This window comes from Alicyclobacillus cycloheptanicus (assembly GCF_028751525.1).
GTDB classification, from domain to species: Bacteria; Bacillota; Bacilli; order Alicyclobacillales; family Alicyclobacillaceae; genus Alicyclobacillus_L; species Alicyclobacillus_L cycloheptanicus.
This window is the reverse complement of record NZ_CP067097.1, coordinates 2,569,898-2,594,463: the sequence shown is the minus strand read 5'-3', so window position 1 is coordinate 2,594,463 and position 24,566 is coordinate 2,569,898. Positions and strand designations below refer to the sequence as shown.

The 24,566-nt window shown below is 61.9% G+C and carries 24 protein-coding genes; 8 read left to right on the top strand and 16 right to left on the bottom strand.

The features are described from left to right. Positions 1-61 precede the first annotated feature (61 nt). Together JI721_RS11845 and JI721_RS11840 are read right to left on the bottom strand one after the other, a co-directional pair. Entirely contained in the window at positions 62-628 is a 567-nt protein-coding gene (locus JI721_RS11845; RefSeq protein WP_274455090.1) for a hypothetical protein, read from the bottom strand. Further along, positions 609-944 carry a DUF3905 domain-containing protein gene (locus JI721_RS11840; RefSeq protein WP_274455089.1) on the bottom strand — a complete coding sequence of 112 codons (336 nt, stop codon included), beginning with the start codon at positions 942-944 and terminating at the stop codon, positions 609-611. Before JI721_RS11840 ends, JI721_RS11845 begins: the two co-directional genes overlap by 20 nt. Before the next feature lie 125 nt (positions 945-1,069). Here JI721_RS11840 and JI721_RS11835 point away from each other — a divergent pair, with 125 nt between their 5' ends. Further along, positions 1,070-1,432, top strand: a complete 363-nt coding sequence (locus JI721_RS11835; RefSeq protein ID WP_274455088.1) for a hypothetical protein — start codon at positions 1,070-1,072, stop codon at positions 1,430-1,432. Between the two features lie 86 nt (positions 1,433-1,518). Then, positions 1,519-1,956: a CBS domain-containing protein gene (locus JI721_RS11830; protein ID WP_274455087.1), complete on the top strand. Its 438-nt coding sequence runs from the start codon at positions 1,519-1,521 to the stop codon at positions 1,954-1,956. A gap of 109 nt (positions 1,957-2,065) precedes the next feature. Here JI721_RS11830 and JI721_RS11825 read toward each other — a convergent pair whose 3' ends face one another. From JI721_RS11825 to JI721_RS11815, 3 genes are all read right to left on the bottom strand, one after another. Continuing rightward, positions 2,066-2,479 carry a phage holin gene (locus JI721_RS11825; protein WP_274455086.1) on the bottom strand — a complete coding sequence of 138 codons (414 nt, stop codon included), beginning with the start codon at positions 2,477-2,479 and terminating at the stop codon, positions 2,066-2,068. A gap of 172 nt (positions 2,480-2,651) precedes the next feature. Continuing rightward, a complete protein-coding gene (locus JI721_RS11820) occupies positions 2,652-2,867 on the bottom strand; it encodes an alpha/beta-type small acid-soluble spore protein (RefSeq protein ID WP_274455085.1) in 216 nt (71 codons plus the stop codon). Positions 2,868-2,995: 128 nt separating this feature from the next. Further along, the gene (locus JI721_RS11815; RefSeq protein WP_274455084.1) at positions 2,996-4,132 is read right to left on the bottom strand and encodes a citrate synthase; all 1,137 of its coding nucleotides are present in this window, start codon (positions 4,130-4,132) and stop codon (positions 2,996-2,998) included. 359 nt (positions 4,133-4,491) lie between these two features. On the opposite strand from JI721_RS11815, the gene JI721_RS11810 reads away from it, so the two are divergent. Then, positions 4,492-4,902, top strand: a complete 411-nt coding sequence (locus JI721_RS11810) for a helical membrane plugin domain-containing protein (RefSeq protein ID WP_274455083.1) — start codon at positions 4,492-4,494, stop codon at positions 4,900-4,902. Positions 4,903-4,976: 74 nt separating this feature from the next. Here the strand turns inward: JI721_RS11810 and JI721_RS11805 are convergent, their stop codons facing one another. The 3 genes from JI721_RS11805 to JI721_RS11795 all read right to left on the bottom strand — a co-directional run bounded on the left by JI721_RS11805 (position 4,977) and on the right by JI721_RS11795 (position 8,134). Beyond that, on the bottom strand, positions 4,977-6,002 hold the full coding sequence (locus JI721_RS11805; protein WP_274455082.1) for a phosphosulfolactate synthase: 1,026 nt from the start codon (positions 6,000-6,002) through the stop codon (positions 4,977-4,979). 135 nt (positions 6,003-6,137) lie between these two features. After that, complete coding sequence (locus JI721_RS11800) at positions 6,138-6,683, bottom strand: manganese efflux pump MntP (RefSeq protein WP_274455081.1); 546 nt, start codon at positions 6,681-6,683, stop codon at positions 6,138-6,140. Then, on the bottom strand, positions 6,680-8,134 hold the full coding sequence (locus tag JI721_RS11795; RefSeq protein ID WP_274455080.1) for a bifunctional folylpolyglutamate synthase/dihydrofolate synthase: 1,455 nt from the start codon (positions 8,132-8,134) through the stop codon (positions 6,680-6,682). The genes JI721_RS11800 and JI721_RS11795 overlap by 4 nt, the downstream gene beginning before the upstream one ends. A gap of 143 nt (positions 8,135-8,277) precedes the next feature. Between JI721_RS11795 and JI721_RS11790 the strand changes: the two genes are divergently transcribed. After that, complete coding sequence (locus JI721_RS11790; RefSeq protein WP_274455079.1) at positions 8,278-9,330, top strand: phosphotransferase; 1,053 nt, start codon at positions 8,278-8,280, stop codon at positions 9,328-9,330. After that, a complete protein-coding gene (locus tag JI721_RS11785; protein ID WP_274455078.1) occupies positions 9,327-11,030 on the top strand; it encodes a glycosyltransferase family 2 protein in 1,704 nt (567 codons plus the stop codon). The genes JI721_RS11790 and JI721_RS11785 overlap by 4 nt, the downstream gene beginning before the upstream one ends. Positions 11,031-11,100: 70 nt before the next feature. Here JI721_RS11785 and JI721_RS11780 read toward each other — a convergent pair whose 3' ends face one another. From JI721_RS11780 to JI721_RS11765, 4 genes are all read right to left on the bottom strand, one after another. Further along, a complete protein-coding gene (locus tag JI721_RS11780) occupies positions 11,101-11,835 on the bottom strand; it encodes an IclR family transcriptional regulator (RefSeq protein ID WP_274455077.1) in 735 nt (244 codons plus the stop codon). A 74-nt stretch (positions 11,836-11,909) separates the two neighbouring features. Beyond that, positions 11,910-13,406 carry an FAD-binding oxidoreductase gene (locus JI721_RS11775; protein ID WP_274455076.1) on the bottom strand — a complete coding sequence of 499 codons (1,497 nt, stop codon included), beginning with the start codon at positions 13,404-13,406 and terminating at the stop codon, positions 11,910-11,912. Further along, positions 13,403-14,719 carry a (Fe-S)-binding protein gene (locus JI721_RS11770; protein WP_274455075.1) on the bottom strand — a complete coding sequence of 439 codons (1,317 nt, stop codon included), beginning with the start codon at positions 14,717-14,719 and terminating at the stop codon, positions 13,403-13,405. The genes JI721_RS11775 and JI721_RS11770 overlap by 4 nt, the downstream gene beginning before the upstream one ends. A 2-nt stretch (positions 14,720-14,721) precedes the next feature. Then, positions 14,722-16,086, bottom strand: a complete 1,365-nt coding sequence (locus JI721_RS11765; RefSeq protein WP_274455074.1) for an FAD-binding oxidoreductase — start codon at positions 16,084-16,086, stop codon at positions 14,722-14,724. 231 nt (positions 16,087-16,317) lie between these two features. On the opposite strand from JI721_RS11765, the gene aceB reads away from it, so the two are divergent. Next, entirely contained in the window at positions 16,318-17,922 is a 1,605-nt protein-coding gene (gene aceB, locus JI721_RS11760; RefSeq protein ID WP_274455073.1) for a malate synthase A, read from the top strand. Positions 17,923-18,021: 99 nt separating this feature from the next. Here the strand turns inward: aceB and trxB are convergent, their stop codons facing one another. The 4 genes from trxB to JI721_RS11740 form a co-directional block, all read right to left on the bottom strand. Next, complete coding sequence (gene trxB, locus JI721_RS11755) at positions 18,022-18,984, bottom strand: thioredoxin-disulfide reductase (protein WP_274455072.1); 963 nt, start codon at positions 18,982-18,984, stop codon at positions 18,022-18,024. Between the two features lie 139 nt (positions 18,985-19,123). Continuing rightward, positions 19,124-19,552, bottom strand: coding sequence for a hypothetical protein (locus JI721_RS11750; RefSeq protein ID WP_274455071.1), 429 nt, complete (start codon positions 19,550-19,552; stop codon positions 19,124-19,126). 69 nt (positions 19,553-19,621) lie between these two features. Next, positions 19,622-20,443: a dienelactone hydrolase family protein gene (locus JI721_RS11745; RefSeq protein ID WP_274455070.1), complete on the bottom strand. Its 822-nt coding sequence runs from the start codon at positions 20,441-20,443 to the stop codon at positions 19,622-19,624. A gap of 105 nt (positions 20,444-20,548) precedes the next feature. Beyond that, positions 20,549-20,995, bottom strand: a complete 447-nt coding sequence (locus JI721_RS11740) for a MerR family transcriptional regulator (RefSeq protein WP_274455069.1) — start codon at positions 20,993-20,995, stop codon at positions 20,549-20,551. Between the two features lie 321 nt (positions 20,996-21,316). Between JI721_RS11740 and JI721_RS11735 the strand changes: the two genes are divergently transcribed. Together JI721_RS11735 and JI721_RS11730 are read left to right on the top strand one after the other, a co-directional pair. Then, positions 21,317-23,203 (top strand): MFS transporter, encoded by a 1,887-nt coding sequence (locus JI721_RS11735; protein ID WP_274455068.1) that lies wholly within the window; start codon positions 21,317-21,319, stop codon positions 23,201-23,203. A gap of 46 nt (positions 23,204-23,249) precedes the next feature. Beyond that, positions 23,250-24,257, top strand: a complete 1,008-nt coding sequence (locus JI721_RS11730) for a hypothetical protein (RefSeq protein WP_274455067.1) — start codon at positions 23,250-23,252, stop codon at positions 24,255-24,257. Positions 24,258-24,566: the final 309 nt, after the last annotated feature.

Here is a 24,566-nt window from a genome sequence, read left to right as displayed (position 1 = left end):
CCGGGCGGACAACGTAAGAAAGGCAGGCGGACACCCGCCTGCCTTCACCCCGGAAGTGTGATTACATCATGCGGCCATAGGAGGGCTGTTCGGACTGACGGCCGACCGTTTGTCCGCTGCGCGGTGCGGCATCCGCCTGAAGCGCCGCCTGGATGGAACTCTGGTTCACCGCGTGCAGACCAGACTGGGCTGCGGAGGCACTGTTGGATACGCTGGACGAGCGGGATCCGCCAAATGAAGTGGACGCGGACAGTGCCTGACTGGCATAAGCACCTGTCGAGCGTTCGGCAGACGGGTACGATGACGGATCCTGCGACCCAGCGGAACCAGCAGCACCTGCGGCTGACTGGTATTGCGAGCCATAGGAAGAACCGTAGGAAGCGCCGTACGATGATCCATACGATGTACCGTATGGCTGCTGTGTCGCGTAACGACTGCCGCCTGCGAAGGCGGGCTGCTCATACCCCCGCTGCGCACCCATCCCCGCTTGCTGCTGATGCTGCTGACGTTCTGCCATCTGCACTTCACCGCTTACGCGCTGCAGGTGGTTTTCCAGCGCTTGGCACTGCTGCGTGATTTGCTGCATCTGGTGCTGGATTTGCTGGAGTTCATTGATGATTTGATGCATCGACATCGTTCCTCCCTGAGGTGTTTTCCGACGTAAATACGTCCTCCTCCAAGCCATACGTCGTGTCGTGCTGGGGATGCATGAACATCTCCCCGGGTCGAGTGCCGCCCAGACCTTCCTGAATGCGCTTTGCCCCCGGGTCGACGCCCGGGTCCTGACTTGCCCATTCATCGCCCGCCATGATGACAGGGTCGATTTCCTTCGACCAATGGTCGAGCGGCGTCTCGCGCCACGGCGGGAGGTTTTCATCCGGCTTCCCGGCACGCTGCGCCGGTGAACGCTGGATGGCCCCTTCGTCTTCCGTTGCATTCGTCAACGTCCGCACCCCCTCGCATGTATTGGCAGGACTCGACTTTAGGATGCGAAAATTGTGCCAGCCTATACAGTTCATAGTTCGTCCACCCTCATCATATTTATTGGACGGGAAGGAGGGGGTTCGGGATGTATACCACTGCGTATGACCGCCTTGCCGGTTGGGTCTTTTTCGCGCTTGGCATCGTGGGTGTGTTCACGGACCACATCGGCAGTTACATCCTGTTGTCTCCGTGGGAGACTGGGCTGTACCTGGGGCTGGGTCTGCTGGGCATGGCGGCTGCGCGCAGCCGGCACCGCGTCGCTGCGCTCGGGGCTTTAGCCCTCGGGATGGTGACGTTTATGTGGGGAATTTGGGACATGGCGTGGCCTGTGTCGTTTCTAGGAACAGCCGAACCGCTGGAAACCGTGATCCACATCGTCGCGGGGCTGTGGGGCATGTATGTCGCGGTGCATGACGTGAATGTCTGGCGCCAAGCGACCACCTCATAAGGCCATTCGAAGTGCACATACTATGCTGTGGGGAGCCGCGTCCCCAGCACATCGCAGTTCCATCATCCGGTACAGGGGGCGATAAATTGAAGGTACAGGACTTGATGACCCGAGACGTAAAGTGCGTCAAGGCGAATGACGCCATTCAGGCGGCTGCGCAGATTATGGCACAGGTCAACTGCGGATCGGTTCCGGTCTGCGACGAGAACAGCAAGGTGATTGGGATGGTGACCGACCGGGACATCGTGGTTCAGGCGGTTGCAAAAGGCTCAACCAATGCCACCATCCGCGACTGTATGACGGGCCAGGTCGTGACGTGCCGCCCGGAAACCGACGCGCACGAGGCGGCAGATTTGATGGCACAGCATCAGATTCGTCGACTGCCGGTGGTTGACGCAAGCGGCAAGCTGTGCGGTATCTGCTCCATTGGCGACCTCGCCACGGTCGACATTCACATCAACGAAGCTGGAGACGCGCTGAGCAAGATTTCCGTGCCGACCAGTGGGCCAAACGCCATTCACTAGCCGTATCGAAGGCGTTTGACATCGATCGCGATTGGCATCACGTGGTTGACGATGCACCACAGGCGACCACCCAACAGGGTGTTCGGGAGACACTCCCGAACGCCCTGTTTTACGTCGTCGATGTATCGCTGTTGGCGACACCTTGCCCTGCAGCGCCGGTCGCCGTACTACCGGTGCTCTGTCTGTTGATGACCTTCGCCTCCTGCACCGCCTGTTCAATGGCCGCGCGCATCTCGTTCTCGGTCACGGACACCCCTTTGCGATTGGCAATTGCCGCGGCATATTTCAACGCCTGGTCGAGCTTCACCTGACCCGGTGCGCCGAAAAACGCGGACTCTGCGTATTGAAAGGCCTCCTTGCCGACCTGGGCGAGAATTTTTCGCTCGGTCAACGTCGTGTGCCGGTCCAGCCACACTTTCACCACGGGCGCAAACCGATGCATGAGAACTAGAACGCTCACCACAACCAGTTGGAGCAGCAGCAACAGGGCGCGATTGAGAACCGTGATCCACAACTGATGCATGTCTCACCCTCCTCAAGATGACAGATGCACGCATCGCCCCGTTTGGGGGGACGATGCGCTACTGCATCCTATGAAGGACGAGCCCGAGCGGGAACGTGCAAATCGCACATGGAAAGGGCCCTGCGCCAACGCGCAGGGCCCTTTCCTTCAGAAAACCCGGTTCTTTTGTCGATTAGGAGCGGCCCGCCAGCTGCTGCTCGGCCAAAGCCACCAGTTTCCGAGTAATGTGACCACCGATTGCGCCCGTGTCGCGGGTCGCCATCGTGCCCCAGTACCCATCCTGAGGAGTGGAGATGCCAAGCTCCGAGGCAACTTCGTATTTCAGTTGATCGAGCGCCTTCGAAGCTCCTGTTACGACGGGCTGATTTCTCTTCTGCCCAAGTGCCATGGTATCACCTCCCTTGTGGGACTTATTGTCCCCGGAGGGGCGGATGATACACTGTCACATTCTGCTACTAGAACCAACCCGCGCAGCGCTTTCGCGTCCGTTCCACCGACGCTGCGGCTGCCGCCGTGTTACCGCTGGTCGAGCGGTACGTACGTCGCGTGAGTCGGGCCGGTGTACTCTGCGCGCGGCCGAATCAGCCGGTTGTTCGCGAATTGCTCAAGCACATGCGCGGTCCATCCGGAAATCCGGCTGCAGGCGAAAATCGGCGTGAACAAATGCACAGGCAAGCCCAGTGCGTAGTACATCGATGCGGAGTAGAAGTCGACGTTCGGATTGAGTCCTTTCTGCTCCTTCACAACGCCCTCGATGACCTGGGACATTTCGTACCACTTGAGCTCGTTGATGCGTTCCCCAGCTTCCTTGCTCAGCTTGCGCAAGTGCGTTGCGCGCGGGTCTTCGGTCCGGTACACCCGATGGCCAAAGCCCATAATTTTCTTCTTTTGTGCAAGCGCGTCTGTAATCCACGCCTTGGCTTTGCTCAAGTCGCCGATTTCGAGCAGCATCCGCATGACCTGCTCGTTGGCACCGCCATGCAACGGACCCTTGAGCGTGCCAATCGCGGACGTGATGGCCGAATACATATCGGACAACGTTCCCGCCGTGACGCGCGCCGAGAACGTGGACGCGTTCAACTCATGGTCCGCGTGAAGAATCAGTGCGATGTTGAATGCGCGCTCCGTGAATTCATCCGGTTTTTCGCCGCGCAGCAAATAAAAGAAGCTTGACGCCGCGCTCAGTTCAGGATCCGGCTGCACTGGCTCCAGTCCCTGGCGAATGCGTTCAAATGTGGTGACAATCGTCGGAATTTGAGCAACCAGCCGGGTCGCCTTGCGCACGTTCGCTTCCCGGGACTCGTCTCCATCATCCGGGTCGTACAGTCCCGCATAGGAAACCGCTGTCCGCAGCACGGCCATCGCGTTGGCGTCCGCCGGCACTTCACGGAGGAACGCCAGCACCTTCGGGTGAAGGGCTCTTTGTTCGGAAATTTGTCGTGTAAACGTGTTCAGTTCGGCACGCGTCGGAAGCGTTCCATGCCACAGCAGGTACACAACTTCCTCAAAGCTTGCTTTGCCGTTCACCAGGTCGTGAATGTCATATCCGTGATACAGCAGTCGTCCTTCTTTGCCGTCAACGAAGCAAATGTCAGACGTATTGGCAACCACGTCCTCCAGGCCTGCTACGAAAGATGTTGTCTCATTGGCCATTGGATTCCCTCCCTCTCCTGATTGCGCCCTGGATTTCCTGCTACCCGGAACCGCTCTCTTCGCATGAAACCCGCACCACCTTTCATTATACAAAAGAGCGGACTGGGTAAACAAATTTCCTTGCGGCTTTCCCATTTAAGTTCCCCTGTTTTCTGCTCGACCACAACTGAAAAACCGCCTCTGGGACCGGTAAAAGTTTCGTCTCCAGTGTACTTTCCTTGACACTGCGCATGCTACAGGTAAGATTGGCAGTGTGCAGGTTACATATGAGACAATGGGGCTGGCATGATTCCATGTCGACACACACAGAGCGGGAATCATCGATACAACGTCTCACGTACTTCAGGAGGAATGAACCGATGCCTATCGCAACGCAAAACCAGTCGCCCACTGAACTGGACGAACTGCTCATTCGCCCGGAAATCCAGCAGGCCTTGACGACCATTCTTCAGGAACTGCCGAAGCTGGCTGCCGTGATGACGCTGATGGGAAAGGCCATTGAGGCGGGAAAGGACGTCCTCACGGATGGAGACACATTGGGGGCGCTCGAAGACAAGGTGAAATCTGTCGCAGGCGGCCGCGTGCAGGACTTGTACGGCGCGTTCCAAGAAGCGCGCAAGCGGGCCGAGGCCGACCGTACCGAGATTGGCATCTTCGGCATCATGCGGATGCTCAAAGACCCGGTCATTCAAAAGAGCCTCCGGTTTGTCCAGGCGTTCTGCAACGTGATTGAAGAGCGTCAGTCCAACGCAAACACACCGCAGTCATAACGAAACTGGGCGCCGAAACGGCGCCCCTTTGCTTGGCGGCAGGCCATCTGTGGTGAGAGCCGACAGTTCCTCCGTCAGTAAGAACGCCGGCCGCCGTCTGGCGCGCCGGGATCGGCCATGCGCGTGGAACCACCTCGTCCTTGCGCTTTCCCCTGCCTGGCTTGCGTCCACAGGGTAATGCCTTCGTCTGCCGAACGGCCGAACCGCGAGCGGTGCGGTCGAATCGCCCCTTTCACAGCCACGCCCTCTGATTCCCCCCGTTCATCTGCGGCAAACGCCCGGCTGCCAGCATCCGCCGCAAACACAGGTCCCAGCGTGGGACGAAGGGTATCGCTGCGAAACCCTCTTCGGATGGACTCGAGCGTCACCACATCCCAGGGCGGGATGTTGCCCAGATTGACCTTGTTACCCAAGTGGTTGACGTAAAACACCTGCTGCTTGGTCAGCGGCGCTTCCCAAATCAGCCGGGAACTCAGCGGGCCCAGGATGTCCAACAAGGCGTTCACGTCCTCCGTTTTGACATTGCCGTCTGCATCGTATACGCCGATGGATGTACCCGCTTCGCGCCCTTCGACGATGATGTAATTGGCGCCGCTGTTGAGGTCGCCGTGGATGATTTGCGCTTGTTCCGTCACCGGCAGAAACACACCCGGCAGTTTTTTGCCGATCTCCGAGAACACGGTGAATCCCATCTTGCGCGCGGTTCGGATGATTTCGCGGCGCGTCTTGAGGGGAATCTGCACGGTGCCGTCCGACACCTCCACGACCTTCACGCCTGCGTCGGCCAGCGCAGACAGGTAGTCCCGCCAAATGCCTTGAACGTAAGCGATTTCGAGAGAAGTGCCTCCGGGGTAGGCAAGCACCCCGTACTCCTGGCACAACATGATTTTGTCCATGACGCGTTCCGGAGGACACACCGAGGCGCTGGCAAAGCCAAACTTCCAGTAGTCGACGTGCGGTGCTGCGAGCTCAAAAATGTCCCGCATGACCCCGATGGGCAGCCCTTTGTCAATGACCATCGTGAGCCCGCCGATTCGCGGCTTTGCTGCGCGCCCCGGCAATACATCCTGAAGTCGTTCCGACCAGAATTTTTCCTCCACCAAACCTCGCCCCTTCTTCTACCGTTCTCGGGGCAGTATATGGGCGAATCCCCTACGTCGTGCCAGCGTCGGCGAGGAAATCGAACGGCCGTGGCGCGTGACAACACAGAACGGATGGTACAGGTCCAAATCCGCTTACTGCAGCAGCATGATCCCGGCGGTCGCCAGGAGGACGACGCCCGTCAACCGGTCGGACGAGATGTTGACGGCCCGGCCGATGAGCCGTCCAAGTTCCAATCCTGCGAAGGTCATGACGAGGCTGACGAGTCCGAACACGACGGCCGACATGCCCACCGAAACGTGCAGCATGCCAAGCCCAAATCCGACCGTGAGGTTATCCAGGCTAAGCGCGATGCTCATGAGCACCAGTTTCACCCCGAACGCGTGCGCCGGCGGGGCAGGGGCCGCATCGTCCGCCGCCTTGTCGCGGTGAAACAAGGAGTACAGTCCCACCCCCACCAGGACAGCTACGCCGAGGTATTTCGCCCCGCGCCCGAGAAACGCCGCTGCCCCTTCGCCAATGATGACGCCAATCACCGGCATCAACGCTTCGAACACAGCGAACAGCAGTGCCGTGCGCAGCTGGTGCCGCCGCGACATGCCGCCCGAACCCAGGGCGACCGCCGCGATGGCGTTGTTGAATCCCAGGGCGAGCGCCAGCAAAACCAGCTGCCAGCTCATGCGCGCGCACCTCCTTCCGGCGTATCAGACCATAACCGTCGCGTCGGCGCGCGAAACCATGCCAGCGCCTCGCCCACCAGTGACTGCGTACCCACCACCAGCAGCACATCGTTTGCGCCAAGCCTGGCATCCGCCAGGTGCACCGCATCCTCGAGGCGGTCTGTTGCCGCCACGTCCAAACCGCGCGCCGAAGAGTCCCTCACCCAGTCGTGACTGAACACCAGGTGTGGATTCTGCGCCTTGGTCGCGATGAAAAAGTCGACAGCCGGCGCGAGTACGGCCAGGACGCCAGCGATATCTTTCTCTTGTGGGATCCCGACGATACACCCGACCTTCGCAGGCCGGCACTGCTCCACCCACGCGCGCACGTACTTGGCAGACTCGGCGTGGATGGTTCCGTCGACAAGGGTGAGGGGGCGGCTGCGCACCACCTGCATCCGTCCTGGAAAGCGAAGGCCGGTCAGGTCCAGCGGCACTGCAACTGGGCTGGCCGCGTTTGGAGCCGCACAACCAGGCGCCAGCCCCGTCGGGGCCCCCGCCGCGCGCGCCTGCGGCGCCGTGCCCCGCCGTTTTGGGTGCATGGCCAGCACCTGCTGCGCCGCGATCCACGCCACGGCCGCGTTCGCCGTCATGTAGCCGGCGATGCGCGGAATGTGCAGCACGCCTTCGCGGTCGGCGACACGCACGGTCACTTCCACGTGTCCCTCCCCGGGCCGTTCGTGCACCGCAAAGTCGCGGTGCAGCACGTACAGCGGCGCCCCCACGGACCGGGACGCAGCCTGCAGGGCTGCCATCGGTTCCTCCAGCTGCGCGCTGCTGACGACCCAGCGCGTCTCCGTCGTCACGACGCCCGCCTTCTCCCGCGCAACATCGCCAAGCGTCGGACCAAGCTCGCGGACGTGTTCGAGAAACACCGGTGCGACCACGGCTCCCTGGTGCACGATTTGATTTACATCGTCATGCAGCGCGCCGCGCCCGCACTCAAACACATTGACATCCGTCTGTTCATCTCGAAACCACAGCGCAGCCACAACGGACAACAGTCCGACGGGCCCAATGTACTGCGCCGCAGGCACATCCAGGGCGTCTGCCGCGGCGGCCACGGCCTGCATATAACGAACAAAATCCGCTTCCGAAATAGGTTGTCCATTCACGCGGAAGCGCTCCATAAAGTCCACCAGGTGCGGGCCCGTGAACAACCCAACGCGAAAGCCAAGTTTTTGCAAGATGCCGGCGAGCAGCGTGGCATGCGAGCCTTTTCCTTTGCTCCCGGTGACCATCACGTTCAGGGCGCCATCGTCCGGTTTTCCGAATTCATCGAGCAGCCGGCGTGTCCACTCCGGGTGGCGGACCTCGCGGTCCGGCTTGCCCGCAATGCGTCCTTTGACGCGGTTGAACGACCGATAGGCCAGGCTGATGGTGTCGTAAACGAGTCGATCAAAATCGGTCAAACCGCATCAGAACTTCCTTTCCTTCGCTCCCCCGCCGGGAGCCCGTACGAATATCCTTTAGTGTAGCACATGTTAGACGACCATCCACGCCGCATGGGGGCCCATCATCATACCCTACAAAGGAAATGGAAGGAGGAAGGGTGATGCGCCCACATCTCCAGGAAACACCGCAGCAGCTGGTTCCAGACTGGATCGTGCTGGCCGCAAAGCGGTATGGATGGCAGGTGCTGGATGTGGAGGCGCAAGATTCGTTTTACCGCAAACAGACAGCGTACCGATTGACGATTGATGCGCCCCGCCCACAGTCTGTCGTTCTCAAACCCTTCCTCGGATCGGCAGACCGCCTCCGCCGGACGGCGCAGGCGGCCGAAGCGCTGTGGCAAAGCGGGTACAGGCAGATGCCGCGCTGGCTGCGGACCACTGACAACGAGCCGTATGTCACGGCAAACTGCCGGCTGCTCTATGCAGCGGAATGGATCAAAGGCAGGTCCATGACGGGAAGCGCAGCGGACCTGCGCGCCGTTGGGGAGATGCTCGGGAAACTCCACCGCCTCCCCATCGCGTATGACCCCGTCGGCCAACCCGCAGCACCAGACCGCAGCACGAGTCAGTGGATGCAGCGGCTGCTCAGCCAAGCGCGGCGCTTTCAGCGCCGGCGGCCCGAACTCGCGGCCGAGTGCAGCGACCGCGGTCGTTGGTTTGCCACCCACGGGGCCGCGTGTGAAGACCTGGCGCAAGCCGCCTGGCAGGCCCTGAGCGACCGTGACGTGCAGGAGGCCCTGCAGCGTGAACTGCAGGACCTGCATTACATCCACGGCGATGTGACCACGCCGAACATCGTGATCGCCGAGGAAGGCACCAACCAGGGCCCCTTTCTCATCGACTGGGACCGCCTGTGTATCGGTTCCACGTACATGGAACTCGCCAAAGCGATGGCGAATGTGACAAACCTGGAGGCCGCATCCGTCCTGCACCTGCTCGATGGCTACGAATCGGTCCGCCCGCTTCATCCCGTCGAGCGCAGGATGGTCAGCGCGCTCTTTCAACTCCCCAGAGAGGCGTGGATCACGGCCGCTCAAGCGCCAGGCGATGACCCGCTCTTGTTTGAAACCTTGGCGCGGACTTGGCAGAACCGCCTCGAAGCAGTGGCAGCGGTCCGTCAATGGGCAGCGGCGGAAAGGCAGGGAACGATATGACGCAGAAACTGAGCGTGATTATTCCAGCACACAACGAAGCGGCCACCATCGGCCGACTGGTTCGAACCTTGAAACAGTGGGTGCGCAAGCCGGAAGTCATCGTGGTCGCCAACGGCTGCAGTGACAGCACGGCGGCGCGCGCGCAGCGCGCGGGCGCGATGGTCGTCGACCTGCCGACGCGGCTCGGCCCAGACGTCGGCCGCAGCATCGGGGCTGCCGTCGCCTCCGGCGACACCCTGCTGTTTGTGGACGGCGACATGCACTGTACACCGCGCGAACTGGAACCCTTCGTACGCGCGGTCGATCACGGCGTCGACATCGCCCTCAACCAGTACCCGCGGCCCCGGAGCCGGCGGTTCCTGCATCCCACCGCGATCGCCAAACAAGCCCTGAACCACTTCCTCGACCGGCCCGAGCTCGCGGCCGCCAGCCTGACCGCCGTGCCGCACGCGATGAGCCGCAAAGCGGCACAGACAGTTGGGTATTCGAGCCTGTGCGTGCCGCCGGTGGCCCTTGCCCGCGCCGTCCTGTCCGGGCTGACTGTACGGGCAGTGGCGCATGTGCCGGTCGGTGCCCGCAATCCGGTCCGGCACCGCCGTGCCAGCCACTCCTACCAACGCCTCATCCTTGGCGACTGCCTCGAGGCGATTGACGTGCTGCGCCAAACCCTTGGCAATCGCGGCGCGTTTTTGGACACCCTCCGCCAGCGCGACGCCCTGACCCACTGCGAGGCACCCGCCAACGCGGGCGGCGCTGGTTTGGTCAGCATTGATTCGCTGGCGATTATCCCTGTGCACAATGAACGGAGGGGCTTGGCGAAAGTGCTGGAGGCACTGCGGGAAGCGCCAGTGACCGCCGCGTACGTGGTCAGCAACGGTTCCACTGACGGAACACCGCTGGTTGCACAAACGTACGGGGCGATGGTGAAGACCTTCCCCGACCTGCTGGGCCATGATGTTGGACGGGCGGTGGGCTGCCTCACGCAGGCTGCGGAAAAGTACCTGTTTCTGGACGGCGACATCGCCATGCCGCCGGAGGACTTGAAGCCGTTCGTCTTTGCACTGGACGAAGTGGATGTGGCGTTGAACGACATTGACCCGCTGCTGAAATCACACCGCGAACTCGACGGTGTGTCGATTGTCAAACGATTTCTGAACCTGGCCCTCGACCGGCCCGACCTCGGCACCGCGTCCCTGACGGCCGTCCCGCACGCCATGCGCCGCACCGTGCCTGAACACATCGGGGCAGCATCGCTCGCAGTCCCCCCGCTGGCCCTCGCCAAGGCGGTCCTGGCCGGGTTTACCGTCAAAGCCGTGCACGCGGTGGACGTCATTGGCAAGAACCGGTTTCGCAAGGAGCTGCACAGCCAAAAATACGGACGGCCGCTCGAGCGCCTCATCCTCGGCGACCACCTGGAGGCCCTGGCATACCTGCAGAGCACCCATGGTCCGCGGGCGTTTTTCCCGGATACGCTGCGCCGCCGCGATTTGGCGCACACTTGGCATGCTGAAGCCACCATCAAGTTCCCGTCAAAGGTGCACCACGGGCATCGGCACCATCACCGGCACAGGCGCGGACCCACCCAGGCCAAAGGCGCGCAGCCGCGGTCCACAAAACAACCGCGCGAGGCGCAGCGGCGTCCGCGGAAGGCACTGCGGCTGCGGCCGCAAACCAAGCGTGTTCAGCGGCGTGCGCGGTGAGCGCACAAGTGGAGCGCTCAGCCCGCGCGGATTCCGCCTGACGCGGCGCCGCCTGGCTCGAATCCCCGTTTTACACGGACGCGGTCCCCGTGCCGTACCCCAGGCGTTCGGAAATCAGCCGGCCGGTCTGTTTCACCGCAGGCACCAGCTGGTGCAGCCGCTCCTTGGACATGCGGATGCTTGGCCCAGACACGCTGCACGCGGCCACCACCCGGCCGGTGTTATCCCAGATGGGCGCGGCCACACAGCAAATGCCGAGTTCGTTCTCTTCCAGGTCGAACGCGTAACCGAGCTCCCGCGTCTGCTTCAGGACCGCCAGAAACATCGCGCGGTCCGTAATCGTGTGCTCCGTCAACCGCGCGAGCCCGTAGCGGTCGACCAAATCTATCGCCTCCATGGGCGGCCGAAACGCCAAAATCACCTTGCCAAGTCCCGTTGCGTGTGCAGGGACGCGCGTCCCGATGCGCGAGTGCATGCGAATGGTATTGGAACCCTCGACTTTGTCGATGTAGACAATCTCGCCTTGGTCGAGGTGTGCCAAGTGCACCGCCTCGTTCACGTCGGCGGACAGTTTCTGCAGAAACGGAGCGGCTTCCCGGCGCAGATCGATGCTCGAGAGCAGTTTCATCCCGAGGTCGAGCAAGGTATAGCCCAGCTTGTACCTGCCGGTTTGCTCATCCTGTTCGACATAACCCCGTTTCATCAGGGTACCGAGCAGTCGATGTGTCGTACTTTTGTACATCCCGACCCGCTGTGCGAGGTCGGAGATGCCAAGGCCCGCCGGAAAGTCGCTCAGCACCTCCATCAGCAGGCACGCCTTTTCCACCGACTTTACTGTGTAGTCGTCGATCGTTGCTCTCCTCCTGCAGACCCTATGCGTCAACTGCGAAGGGTCAAGGTCTGGTCTTCGAGGTCGCGGAACACCTCCGCGTGCTGCTCTATCAAACGCTGCATGTGCTTCACTTCCGCGCACCGGGCCGGCTTTGGAATCAGCTTGCCGGCGTTGCACAGGTCTGCCGGATTGAACACCTGACGCACCGCGGCTTGCGCCGCCAAATCGGTGTCGTCGAACATGTAGCGCATTTCTTCAATTTTCTCGACACCGACCCCGTGCTCACCCGTGATGCTGCCCCCGGCGTCCACGCAGGCTTTCAGAATCTCCGAGCCCACGCGCGTCGCGAGCTCCGTCTGACCCGGTACCCTCGAATCGTAACAAATGAGGGGGTGCAGGTTGCCATCCCCGGCGTGGAACACGTTCGCGATGCGCAGCCCGGATTCCTCGCTCAACTGTTGAATCCGCGCCATCACTTGCGACAGTTTGGTGCGCGGAATCACACCATCCTGCACAATGTAGTCCGGCGAGATGCGGCCGGTGGCACCAAACGCCATCTTGCGGCTGCTCCACCACAGCGCCCGCTCCTCGTCCGAGGCGGCCACCTTGACGGTCCGCACGTTGTGTTTGTGGCAAATGTGGACGATTTCCGCCGCCACATCTTCGAGGCCAGCCGCCATGCCGTCGACTTCAATCAGCAGCACCGCCTCGATGTCCTTCGGGTAGCCCACGTGGTAATTGCTCTTGTCGACCGCCTGCATCGCAAGCTGGTCCATCATCTCAATCGCAGCGGGGATGATCCCGGCGCCAATGATGTCGGTCACCGTATCTGCCGCATCCGCCACCGTGTCAAACATCGCCAGCGCCGTCCGTACCGCTTCCGGCTTCTTCAGGATTTTCACGGTGATCTCGGTCGCGATCCCCAAAGTCCCTTCCGACCCCACCACCAAACCGAGCAGGTCGTAGCCGAGCGCGTCCCCGAACTCGGCGCCGATGTCGACGACGTCCCCAGTCGGCAGCACCACCTTGGCGGCGACGATGTGGTTGGTCGTGACGCCGTACTTCAAACAGTGCGAGCCGCCGGCATTTTCCGCGAGGTTGCCGCCGATGGTGCAGACCGACTGACTGGACGGGTCCGGTGCGTAGTAGTAGCCCTGCGCAGAGATTTTCCGGGTCAGCTGCAGGTTCACGTGGCCGGGTTGAACCACGGCACGCAGGTTGTCAAAGTCCACACGCAGCAGCTTGTTCATGCGCACCAGGCTGATGACCACCTCGCCGTTGCGCGGCATGGCGCCGCCGCTCAGCCCCGTGCCCGCGCCGCGGGGCAGGAACGGCACCTCGTGCTCGTGCAGATACCGCACCACCTGCGCGACCTCGTCGGTCGTCTCCGGAAACACCACCGCACGCGGCAGCCCGGTTTGCGCCACATACCCGTCGCACTCATACGCCGCCAGTTGGTGCGGGCGGCAGAGGACCCTGGACGGGCCAAAGAGGTCCGTGAGGAATTCGATGAGGTGTGCGTCGTTCGCTCGGCTGCTCGTCATCGGGTCCCCACCTCCTCCCGCTGATAGGCGAGATCTAACAATTCCACGGTGTGCAAAATCTCCACATCCGCCTGTCGACGGTGCGCGCCGACCATCAGCTGCATCATGCAGCCTGGATTGCCCATCGCCACGCCGTCGATGCCGTCCGGCAAGTCATCCATTTTCCGCTCGAGCAGGGCACCTGCCATCTCGGGATGGGTCAAATTGTAGATGCCTGCGCTGCCGCAGCAGCGGTCCGAGTCGGCCATTTCCACCAAGCAGAGGCCGGGAATCGCGCCAAGCAGCGTCCGCGGCTGGGTGCGCACCTGCTGCGCGTGACACAGGTGACACGCGTCGTGGTAGGCGATGGTGCGGGGCACTTCGCCCTGCGGCGGCTCAAACCCGGACTCGACCAGCAGTTCCGAGATGTCACGCACCCGCGCCGAGAACTGCTCCGCTTTCTCGCGGTACACAGGGTCGTCCCGAAACAACGCTGGGTACTCCTTGAGTGCGGCGCCGCAGCCTGCGGCATTGATGATGATGCGGTCCGCCCCCGACGCCAGAAACACGTCGATATTGCGCCGCGCCATCTGGCGCGCCATGTCCCGGTCCCCGGCGTGCACCTGCAGGGCGCCGCAGCACAGCTGGTCCTTCGGGACCCGTACCCGCCATCCGTTGCGTGCCGCGACCCGGGCCGTGGCCTGGTTGACATCGGCAAAGAAGACGTCCATGACACACCCGGTGAACAAGCCCGCGACCCCTTTGTCGGTGCTGCCTGTTGCTGGGATTTCCGGCGGGAGCGCATCAATCGCCCGGCGGTCGGGCACCTTCGGCAGGATGGCCTCCATCTCTCGCAGGTGTTTCGGTAGAACAGCCAGCAGCCGAAGTTTCCGCACCCAGCGCTGCAGCCCGGAGCGCTGATAGAACCGGAGCAGCCCCGCCAGCAGCTTCAATCGCCTGGGCTTCGGGAACACTGCGCGCAGGAAGAACCGCTGAATCAGCCCCTTCCATCCGCGCGCAGGCGCCGCGTGGAAGACCTGGCCGCGCGCCTCTTCGATCAGAGCGCCCACCTGCACGCCAGAGGGGCAGACGGTTTCGCAGGCGCGGCAGTCCAGGCAGGTAAACACCGGATCGACCACCGATTCGTCGAGCGGCAGCACGCCCTCTGCGGCTTGCTTGATGAGGTACACGCGGCCGCGCGGAGAGTGGTTCTCGTCGCCCAGCTGCTGATAGGTCGGGCAAACTTCCAGACAAAAGCCGCAGTGCACACAGACCGAGTACTTGTCGGCCTCGGGTGCATCCGGCCAGAGAAATGCGCTGTTGGGCTCCTGCATGGTCACATCCCTCCCACAAATCGCCCGGGACTCATCAGCCCGCGCGGGTCAATCGTCGACTTGATGCCCTTCATCACAGCAAACGCGGCTGGCACCGAACCGAACGCATCCACGCGCCGCGGTCCGGCCAGCGGGGCGCGCTCCAGCACGGCCGTGCCTCCGAGGGCCTCAACGCGTGCCCGAACCTGCGTGGTGACCGCATCATACATCGCCACAGCTTCATCGTCTGCCGCCGCACGGCCCAAAGCCGGTGCCGGGACGCGCAAGAACAGCCGCGCCACCCCCGCCAGCGGGCTGACGCACCAGGTCTGCACGCAGTCCCCGTGCCCCGCGGCTTGCAGCAGTTGTGCCGCCTCGGCCCGCAAAGTGTCGCACAGCGGCAAAATCTCGCTCGGCCGTCCTGACAAACGCAGCACGAACGGCACCTCTGCCAGGTCTGCCTGAAACGCCTGCCAGTCCTCCTCGGCCGCGGCGCCAGTCCGTTCGACGAACGTCGTGCCCAACTCGCCCGCCCACGCCTTTAGCACAGACGCCTGGGCGGCCGCCGCCGCTTCGTTTTCATCACAGTCAATCACGATGGACCAGCACGCGTCTTCGGCGAACCGAACCGCCTCTCCGTACACCGCTTCTGCCCGGCTCGGCAAGAGCGTCGAATGGGTCAGCCGCCGCCGAACGGCCTCCATCTGCGACAGCGAACCGGTCAGCACGCACGTGCGGCGGGACAGCGGCAAAGGCCGCAGCTTGAACACGATTTCCGTGAGCACGGCGAGCGAGCCGAACGAACCGATAAACAGTTTGCTCATGTCGTACCCTGCGACGTTTTTCACGACGCGGCCGCCGGTGCGCACACGTTCGCCGCTCGGGTACACCACGTGCAGCCCAATCACCATATCTCGCAAGGTGCCGTAGAGAACGCGACGCGGCCCCGACAGGTTGCAGGCCACCAGTCCGCCGATGGTGGTGTCGTCCGGGCAGTATGGGTCAATCGGAAGCATCTGCCCCCGCTCCGCCAGCACGTGGCGCAGCTGCGCCAGCGTCACCCCGGGCTGCACCGCGACCACCAGGTCCGCCGGGGAGTAGTCCACGATGTGGTTGAGTCGTGTCGAACGAACGACGAGATCGACCCGCTGCGGCAGATTCCCCGCCCCCAGGTGATGTCCGCTGCCCATCGGCAGTACGGCAAGCTGGTGCTCGCTGGCAATCCGCAGCACCGCCTGCACCTGGGACTCGTCGGCGGGCGCCGCAACCAGCACGGCCCTCCCGCCCGACCCAAACGCACGGCCGAGCCGGCGGCCGAGGTCCGGGTCCTCCCAGACGAATTCGCCGCCGATCGCGTTGGTCAACTGCTGCTGTACCTGCTCCGTCACCATGTCCGGCCCCCTTGTGTGCAGCTTTGCGATTTACATGCATGACTGTGAATGGTTGGTTGCGAATTCTTCATTTTCGTTCTGTAATACAGAACTCCATCCCGCCATTCGAAACACTTTGCTATAATATATACACCACCACCATAATATTCTCAATATTGTCCCTACCAAGAAAACTTGTCCAGCTCGGTAGGTGACAACCGATGGGAATGACACGAAGGAGGCCCTTACATGTCGAACGCGTACCAAACGCCGCCTGGGATGGAGATTCTGGGAGCCTACAAACCCGAGTTTGCGGAAATCCTCACCCCCGAAGCGCTGCAATTTGTAGCTGAGTTGGCCCGCGAGTTTACGCCGCGGCGCGACGAGCTGCTGAAGCGGAGGGAGGAGCGCCAGGCCGAGATTGACGCCGGGAAGCTGCCGGACTTTCTGCCCGAAACCGCGGAGATTCGCGCAGGGTCCTGGACCATCGCAGGGGTCCCCGACGACCTGCAGGACCGCCGGGTCGAAATCACCGGCCCGAGCAGCGACCGCAAGATGGTCATCAACGCGTTCAACTCCGGTGCCAAAACATTTATGGCGGACTTTGAGGACGCCAACTCTCCGACTTGGGAAAACACCATCGCGGGGCAAATCAACCTGCGCGACGCCATCCGGCGGACCATCACGTACGACAGCCCGGAAGGCAAGCACTATGCCCTGAGGGACCAGGTCGCCGTGCTCATCGTGCGTCCGCGCGGCTGGCACCTGCCGGAAAAACATATCCTGGTCGACGGCAAGCCCGTACCCGGCGCGTTCGTCGATTTCGGACTCTACCTCTTCCATAACCACGAGGCGCTCAAGGCCATCCACTCGGGCCCCTATTTCTACCTGCCAAAGATGGAGAGCCACCTCGAAGCCCGGCTGTGGAACGATGTGTTCGTATTTGCGCAGAACAAGCTGGGCATCCCGCAGGGCACCATCAAGGCGACGGTGCTGATTGAGACGATTCTCGCGGCCTTCGAAATGGATGAAATTCTGTATGAGCTTCGCGATCACGCTGCTGGGCTGAACTGCGGGCGCTGGGACTACATCTTCAGCTACATCAAAAAGCTGCGGAACCAGCCGCACGTGATTTTGCCGGACCGCGCGCTGGTCACCATGACGGTGCCGTTTATGCGCGCCTACTCCCTGCTCGCGATTCAGACCTGTCACAAGCGCGGCGCGCACGCGATTGGCGGCATGGCTGCGCAAATTCCTGTCAAGAACGACCCCGCCGCCAACGAGGAAGCGCTCGCCAAGGTCCGCGCAGACAAGGAACGCGAGGCGACTGACGGGCACGATGGGACCTGGGTGGCGCACCCTGCGCTGGTCCCCGTCGCGATGGAGGTGTTCGACCGCCTGATGCCGCAGCCCAACCAGGTGAACCGCAAGCGCGAAGATGTCCATGTGACAGCGGCCGACCTGCTCGCAGTGCCGGAAGGGCCAATTACCGAGGCCGGGCTGCGGACCAATGTAAGCGTCGGGATCCAGTACACAGAGGCGTGGCTGCGCGGTTCGGGCGCGGTGCCGATTTTCAACTTGATGGAGGACGCCGCGACGGCTGAAATCTCGCGGGCGCAGGTGTGGCAGTGGATCCGCCACCCAAAAGGCATCCTCGAGGATGGACGCAAGGTGACGAAGGAACTGTTCACGCAGGTGCTGGAGGAGGAACTGGCCAAGATTCGCGAGACGCTTGGCGCAGAACGATTTGACGCCGGAGAATTCAAGCGCGCGAGCGAGTTGTTCGCGCAAATCACGACCAACGACGAGTTCGTCGACTTCCTGACGCTGCCGGGGTACGAATACCTGGCGTAAACAGACTGCCGTCAGCAGAAGTCGTACGGCCATGCTGACACGGGCACCCCGGATGACCGGCGGTGCCCGTGTCAATGCTTACGACCAAAACGCGAATGCTTACAGCGCGGGTGCGGACACCGACTCGTCGTGAACGCTGGCGCCTTCCAGGAACTTCTCCACGTCCATCGCGGCCTTGCAGCCGCTGCCAGCGGCCGTGATGGCCTGGCGGTAGTGCGGGTCCATGACGTCGCCGCAGGCGAACACCCCTTCGACGGACGTCGCGCTCGACACCCCGCGCGTCTTGATGTAGCCCACACTGTCAAGCTCCAGCTGCCCTTTGAGGAAATCTGTGTTGGGCCGGTGCCCAATCGCGATGAAAATCCCCTCGGCGGGCAGCACCCGGGTTTCTCCGGTCTCATTGTCCTTGACTTCGAGGCCGGACACCTTGGAGCCGTCCGACTGAACGGACACGGGGGTCACATTCATCACCCATTTGATTTTCGGGTTGTTGCGGGCACGGTCCTGCATCACCTTGGAGGCGCGCAGCTCACTGCGGCGATGTACAATCGTCACTTCACTGGCGAACTTGGTCAGGAAGGTGGCTTCCTCCATCGCCGAGTCCCCGCCGCCGACCACCAGAATCGGCTTCCCGCGGAAGAAAAACCCATCACAGGTCGCGCAGGTCGAGACGCCGCGTCCCACCAAGTCCGACTCACCCGGAATGCCGAGCATCTTCGCCGACGCCCCGGTCGAAATAATCAGCGCATCCGTCTCGTACACGTCCTCATCGTTCACGGTGACGCGAAATGGACGCTGTCCAAGGTCCGCAGCCGTGGCCCAGCCATGAATGAACTTGGCGCCAAAGCGTTCGGCCTGCTGCCGCATGTTCTCCATTAACTCGGGTCCCATGATGCCGTCCCGAAACCCGGGGAAATTCTCAACCTCCGTGGTCAAAGTCAACTGACCGCCGGGTTCATTGCCTTCCACAACAACCGGCTCCAGGTTTGCACGGGCGGCGTAAATGGCAGCCGTAAGCCCTGCAGGTCCTGTGCCGAGAATCATCACTCGATTTCGTTCCATGGATGCATCACCCTCCACCTTGTAGTCTACCAGTCTGTACCGCAAAATGCACAGTCCTCGTCAAAAAGGGCTGTACCCGGCACACCGTTCACCCGGCGTCCGTGTACAGCCCCCTTGTCAAGCCATGCGCGGTTTGGCGTCAACCCGATGTCGTGTGACGATCCGCCTTCAACTCGTCGAGCACCTGGCGCGCAAGCTGCACCAGTTCGCGCTGGGAGACGCTCGCCGCACCCGGCAAATCACGTGCCGGAGATGCGACCGAACCGGTCTGCGCCCCAGGTGTTCCGTCGAACCGGTCCGCACCGTGGACTGCGGGTGCCGCCTCGGCGGCCGCAGCGGTCCCCGAACGCAAGCGCCGCGCCTGCTCCCGAAAGGCCGCAACAATGAACGCGATGGCTGCAATCAGGCCGAGTACCACCAGCGCGGTTCCCGTCCATACGAACGCCGGCGTCGCCGTCAGCCAACGACCGCCGGATTGGATGCCAAGAAACCAGGGTGCGCCAATCAGCCAGGCGCCGATGAAGCATTCCACAATGCCGCAAACCGCCGCCCACAGGTATCCCTTCATGTCTCCCACTCCCCGTCGATTCGTCGTTCTCGGGCATGCGCGCCGGGCACCTTGCCTCCAGCCTGAGCGTTACGCCAGCACCCGGTTGAAGAAGTCGAGTGTGCGTGCGAACGCGTCGCGAGCGGCCGTCGCGTGATAGGACGGGCGGCCGTCGTTAAAGAATGCATGGCCTGCGCCCTCGTACACGTGATATTCAAACGACTTGCCGGACTGTTTCACGCGCTCCGCAAAGTCCGGCACCTTCGCTGTAATGCCATGGTCCTGTTCACCGTAAAATCCGAGCAGCGGGCAGGTCACATTGGCAAGTTGTTCGGCACTGGGGAACACGGAGCCATAGTACAGGACCGCACCTTTCAACTGCGGGTCGTTGCAGGCCAGGAGCGCTGAGAGCGAACCGCCCATGCAATAGCCGACAGAGGCCACCCCCTGGCCCTTGGACGGAGCGTAGTCACTGCGAAGGAAGGCTGCGGTCGCCTTGATTTGATCCACATACTTCTCCATCTGCAGGCCGCCGAACAGCGTCCCGAACGTTTCCCCAACCTGCTTCTGCTGGTCTGCCGGCAGCTTCGCCAACGCGGCGTCGCGTTCACTTGGATTGCCCCACGCGGACGGCGGCAGCGAATTCAGAAAGTCCTTCACGGCGCTGATGCGCTCCTGGCTGAGCACTTCGGGCCGTTTGCCGTTTTGCGCGTACAAATCCGGCGCAAAGGCGACGTAACCGGCTTCTGCAAAGCGGTTGGTCACGTCTATGATATGTTCGTCGACACCCCAGATTTCCTGGAACACAATCACCGCCGGCAGCGGCGTCTGCGCGCGTTCCAGTCTGGCCGCGTAGCCCACGTACTGCCCGTCATTTCCGTAGGTCACCCACTCGGTCTTCAAAACTCCCATGTTTCTCAGGCTCCCTTCCTATGTACGAAGTGTTGTGTTCAAACCGCGCGATGGACCCATGCTGGTCACAAGCACCCGAACAAACCGCCGGGGCAACAAACCGCGTCAATTGGGCGTATCCGTCTCCACGTGCTGCGCCAAAAATGCCTTGCAGCGTTCCAGACGCTCCGCGAACGGCTCCCGCATCGCCGCCAGTTTGCTCAGTTTGTCATCAATGTGATCGATCACGTCTTCCAGCAGCCGCACGGACTCCTCCACCAAGCGAAGTTTCTCCTCGTCCGAGGGCGTTGCCTGGAAGTTGAGCCGCAGCTCATCGAGCAGCGCTTCCTGGTCCAGGATGGTCTTGATTTCCTGCAGTGTGTAGCCCAGGTTGTTTTTCAATCGGAGGATCTGCTGAAGTTTCTGAACGGACGCATCGTCGTACAGGCGATGTCCGCCAGCAGTCCGCGAAGCTGGCTTGACCAGACCAACCTCTTCGTAATAATGCAGCGTTCGCGGGGTCACCCCCAACAACCTGACAACGTCCTCGACGGTGTGCATGTCTCTGCCCATGGACCAGAATGGCCCTCCTTGTTCCCAGCATGTTTTCGCGCGGACATTATAACACGTATCTCACGTTAACGTCTATTTTCGGGCACCCCCAGGCGCTCCCGCAGCAAGCCCGAACGTCATGGCCCAATATGTAAAGTGAACGTTGACGTTAATTATTGGGTCTGTTAAGATCAAGTGTGGGATTCGGAACGGACGGATCACGACCTTAGAAAGACGGCCCCTTGCAGGAGCGGCGCACATCATGAACTAAATATTGGCACTCCGATGCAAGACGTGGCCGAATCCGGCATCATCGAGTCGAGCGCAAAAGGAGTGGAAAGCATGCCAAGTTCATCCTCGCGCAGTGCGTCCTATAAGTGGATCGCGCTGTCCAACACAACCCTCGGCATCCTCATGGCATCCATCAACGGCACGATTCTCATCATTGCGTTGCCGGTCGTGTTCCAGGGCATTCAGGTCGACCCGCTCAACGGCGGCCAGACCAGCCTCCTCCTGTGGGTGCTGCTCGGATTCAACGTGGCGACCACCGTTTTGCTCGTCACCTTCGGGCGATTATCCGACATGTATGGACGCGTACGGCTTTACAATCTAGGTTTTCTCATCTTTACCATCGGCTCCGTCCTGCTGTCTCTCACTTGGGGAAAAGGACTCAACGGGGAAATCCAGCTTATCGTTTTCCGGATTGTGCAGGGCATCGGCGGCGCCTTCCTGTTTTCGAACAGCGCCGCCATTTTGACGGATGCCTTCCCTGGCAATCAGCGTGGTCTTGCGCTCGGCCTCAACCAAATCGCTGGCATTGGCGGCGGCGTCATCGGGTTGGTGGTCGGCGGACTGCTCGCCGCTTCCGGGCATTGGCGCTGGGTGTTCCTCGTCAATGTGCCCATTGGCATCGCCGGCACCATCTGGGCCTACGTCGCCTTGAAAGAGCTCACAACACGTCCCAAGAAGCAGAAAATCGACATCTGGGGCAATCTCACCCTGGCCGGCGGTATTACCATCCTCATGCTCGGTCTGACCTACGGCATCATGCCGTATGGCAACCACGCGATGGGCTGGACGAATCCATGGGTCCTGGCCGGCCTCATCGGCGGTGTGGTACTGCTGGGCATCTTCTGCTGGGTCGAGACACTCGTTGAAGACCCAATGTTTCACCTGCACCTGTTTCGGATTCGGGCGTTTACGTTCGGCAACTTGAGCAGCTTCTTCAGCGCGCTGGCCCGCGGTGGACTGCAGTTTATGCTGATCATCTGGCTGCAGGGAATTTGGCTGCCGCTTCACGGCGTCTCGTACACCGACACGCCGCTTCAGGCCGGCATTGACACCCTGCCGCAGATGGTCGGGTTCCTGGTTGCGGGGCCCATCAGCGGCTACTTGTCGGACCGCTTCGGTGCGCGCCTGTTTGCAACCGGCGGCATGGTGCTCAGCGCGATTGGCTTCCTGCTGCTGCTCACACTGCCGTTCAACTTTACCTATTGGCCGTTTGCGATTTACTTGTTCATCATCGGATGCGGCATGGGCCTGTTTGCTTCGCCGAACAGCGCCGCCATCATGAACTCCGTACCGGCGCGGTACCGCGGCGTGGCGTCCGGCATGCGGGCCACGTTCATGAACGCCGGGCAAATGATGAGCATGGGTATTTTCTTCTCCATCGTGATCTCCGGCTTGGCGGCTCACCTTCCGCACGCGTTAACGGTTGGGCTGAGCGGTATGGGGGTGCCTGCGCAGTTTGTCGCCGCGTTCTCCAAACTGCCGCCGACGGCTGCGCTGTTTGCGGCGCTGCTTGGGTATAACCCCATGCAGCATCTCATCCCGGCACAGATTCTGCACTTGTTGTCGCCGCACAACGCGAGCGTCCTGGTGGGCACGCGGTTCTTCCCGCAACTGATTGGCCCGCCGTTCATGCACGGTTTGGCCGATGCATTCTGGATTTCCTTTGGACTCTCCGTTGCTGCAGCGCTGGCCTCCTTGCTGCGCGGCAAGCACTTTGTCCTGGAAGAAGAAGACCAGGCACCCGCGCAGGTTCCGGCGGACACGCTGCGTCAGCTGCAGGTCGTTGGCTTGCTGGCCGCATGGCACGCGCGCCAAGGGGCCAGTCCACAGGCGTCCGAGTTAGACCGGCAGCGGCTTCACCGCGCGCTGTCCCTGCTGCGCACGGTCGCGGCCGAAAAAGCGAAACAACAGCCGCAGGAACAATCCCTCGGCAGTTGATGAAATGACGAGTCACAACCCAAATCACAACGAGGAGGCGCTGCACATGAAAGAGATGCACGACATCAGCCGGTCTGGCGATCTCGGCCGTCTGATTGCAGAGTTGGCAAACCTCGAGTTGAATCGTGTAAAGCGCCGCCAGACGGAATCCTCTTCTGTGCTGGACGAACGCCTTCGTCAGTTCTTGACAGCGCTGACGGAGACTTCTGCCGGCCGTGAAACGACGCCTGCGCCGTCCGCGCAGCAACCTCATCAGCAGGCTGCGGCGCAGCAACAAGGTTATCAGGCCGCTCAGCAACAAGGCCACCCGGCTGCTCTGCAAAAAGAACACCCGGCTGCTCTGCAGCAGCCGGCGGTTCAGAAGGCGCTTCAAGTTGGCCGAACGGGAAACCCCGAGCTGGACGAACTGACACAACAGGTGCTCGCGGACCTGCTTGCGGATCAAGCGCCCGACGCTGCGTCCACGAGCGACGCTGAGACGGCCGCGCTCAGCCTTGACGAGGAACTCGACGCGTTGACCGAACAGGTGCTCAGCGCAATCCTCCAAGAGGCATCTCAGGACAACTCCGATTCGGCGCACAGTCCATCCGACATTGGTGCTTCTGGTATTGGTGGGAGCGCGCCTTTCGCAGGGCAAACGGTTACCAAACCAGCGCCCGTCGATCCGGCGCGCTGGCACTTATACGCGCCAAAGACCGCGCTGCCCGACCCATGGGAATCCTGGTGCGCCTGTTTCGACCACCTGTCCAACGACCCGTGGCTCTTGGGGTGGGTCGCCATTCGGGATACGGAACTGATTGCAGCAGACCATGCGTACGAAGAGCAGTTCCTTCGTGCCGTCCAGGGGTATGTGAACGCGTCGCGCGCACTAGTGAACATCCTGGACGCGAACAAACAGGTGCAGTTCACGATGCAGTCCGCAGAGGGACAGATGTGGCTCCTCCCAGCCCAGGGCAACATGTGGGTGATGCTGTTTGCCACCAACGACAGCGGGTTGCGGGACATCCTCGCGCACATTCCGGTCGAAACCACGGTGACGGGGCACGTTGGATGAGCACATAAGGTGAATGAGTGAGGCGGTAAGGCGGCGCGGATGCAACAAGCCGCGCCGCTTTGGGGAGAAGAAGTTCCTAAATTGGATGGTCCGGCCGAGGCCGGACCTCCTTTTGGTAGAAAAGGTTCCCTAACCCCCAGCCTTCCACCGGCCTTCCACCGGCCATCCCGCCGCTTAGGGTAGAAAAGGCGCCTTACGAGCCGCCACCCAGCCGCACCCGACTTCGCTTTAGGCACGAAAGGTTCCTTAACCCCCAGCCTTCCACCGGACATCCACCGGACATCCACCGGGCACCCAGCCGCTTAGGGT

Bases quoted from the DNA above. Each gene is read 5' to 3' on its own strand.
- JI721_RS11775 (WP_274455076.1), bottom strand. From the start codon at position 13,406: ATGACGAGCAGCCGAGCGAACGACGCACACCTCATCGAATTCCTCACG.
- JI721_RS11740 (WP_274455069.1), bottom strand. From the start codon at position 20,995: ATGGGCAGAGACATGCACACCGTCGAGGACGTTGTCAGGTTGTTGGGG.
- JI721_RS11845 (WP_274455090.1), bottom strand. From the start codon at position 628: ATGCATCAAATCATCAATGAACTCCAGCAAATCCAGCACCAGATGCAG.
- JI721_RS11745 (WP_274455070.1), bottom strand. From the start codon at position 20,443: ATGGGAGTTTTGAAGACCGAGTGGGTGACCTACGGAAATGACGGGCAG.
- JI721_RS11790 (WP_274455079.1), top strand. From the start codon at position 8,278: ATGCGCCCACATCTCCAGGAAACACCGCAGCAGCTGGTTCCAGACTGG.
- trxB (WP_274455072.1), bottom strand. From the start codon at position 18,984: ATGGAACGAAATCGAGTGATGATTCTCGGCACAGGACCTGCAGGGCTT.
- JI721_RS11780 (WP_274455077.1), bottom strand. From the start codon at position 11,835: ATGGAGGTGCTGAGCGACTTTCCGGCGGGCCTTGGCATCTCCGACCTC.
- JI721_RS11800 (WP_274455081.1), bottom strand. From the start codon at position 6,683: ATGAGCTGGCAGCTGGTTTTGCTGGCGCTCGCCCTGGGATTCAACAAC.
- JI721_RS11820 (WP_274455085.1), bottom strand. From the start codon at position 2,867: ATGGCACTTGGGCAGAAGAGAAATCAGCCCGTCGTAACAGGAGCTTCG.
- JI721_RS11770 (WP_274455075.1), bottom strand. From the start codon at position 14,719: ATGCAGGAGCCCAACAGCGCATTTCTCTGGCCGGATGCACCCGAGGCC.
- JI721_RS11815 (WP_274455084.1), bottom strand. From the start codon at position 4,132: ATGGCCAATGAGACAACATCTTTCGTAGCAGGCCTGGAGGACGTGGTT.
- aceB (WP_274455073.1), top strand. From the start codon at position 16,318: ATGTCGAACGCGTACCAAACGCCGCCTGGGATGGAGATTCTGGGAGCC.
- JI721_RS11835 (WP_274455088.1), top strand. From the start codon at position 1,070: ATGTATACCACTGCGTATGACCGCCTTGCCGGTTGGGTCTTTTTCGCG.
- JI721_RS11825 (WP_274455086.1), bottom strand. From the start codon at position 2,479: ATGCATCAGTTGTGGATCACGGTTCTCAATCGCGCCCTGTTGCTGCTG.
- JI721_RS11750 (WP_274455071.1), bottom strand. From the start codon at position 19,552: ATGAAGGGATACCTGTGGGCGGCGGTTTGCGGCATTGTGGAATGCTTC.
- JI721_RS11810 (WP_274455083.1), top strand. From the start codon at position 4,492: ATGCCTATCGCAACGCAAAACCAGTCGCCCACTGAACTGGACGAACTG.
- JI721_RS11785 (WP_274455078.1), top strand. From the start codon at position 9,327: ATGACGCAGAAACTGAGCGTGATTATTCCAGCACACAACGAAGCGGCC.
- JI721_RS11730 (WP_274455067.1), top strand. From the start codon at position 23,250: ATGAAAGAGATGCACGACATCAGCCGGTCTGGCGATCTCGGCCGTCTG.
- JI721_RS11735 (WP_274455068.1), top strand. From the start codon at position 21,317: ATGCCAAGTTCATCCTCGCGCAGTGCGTCCTATAAGTGGATCGCGCTG.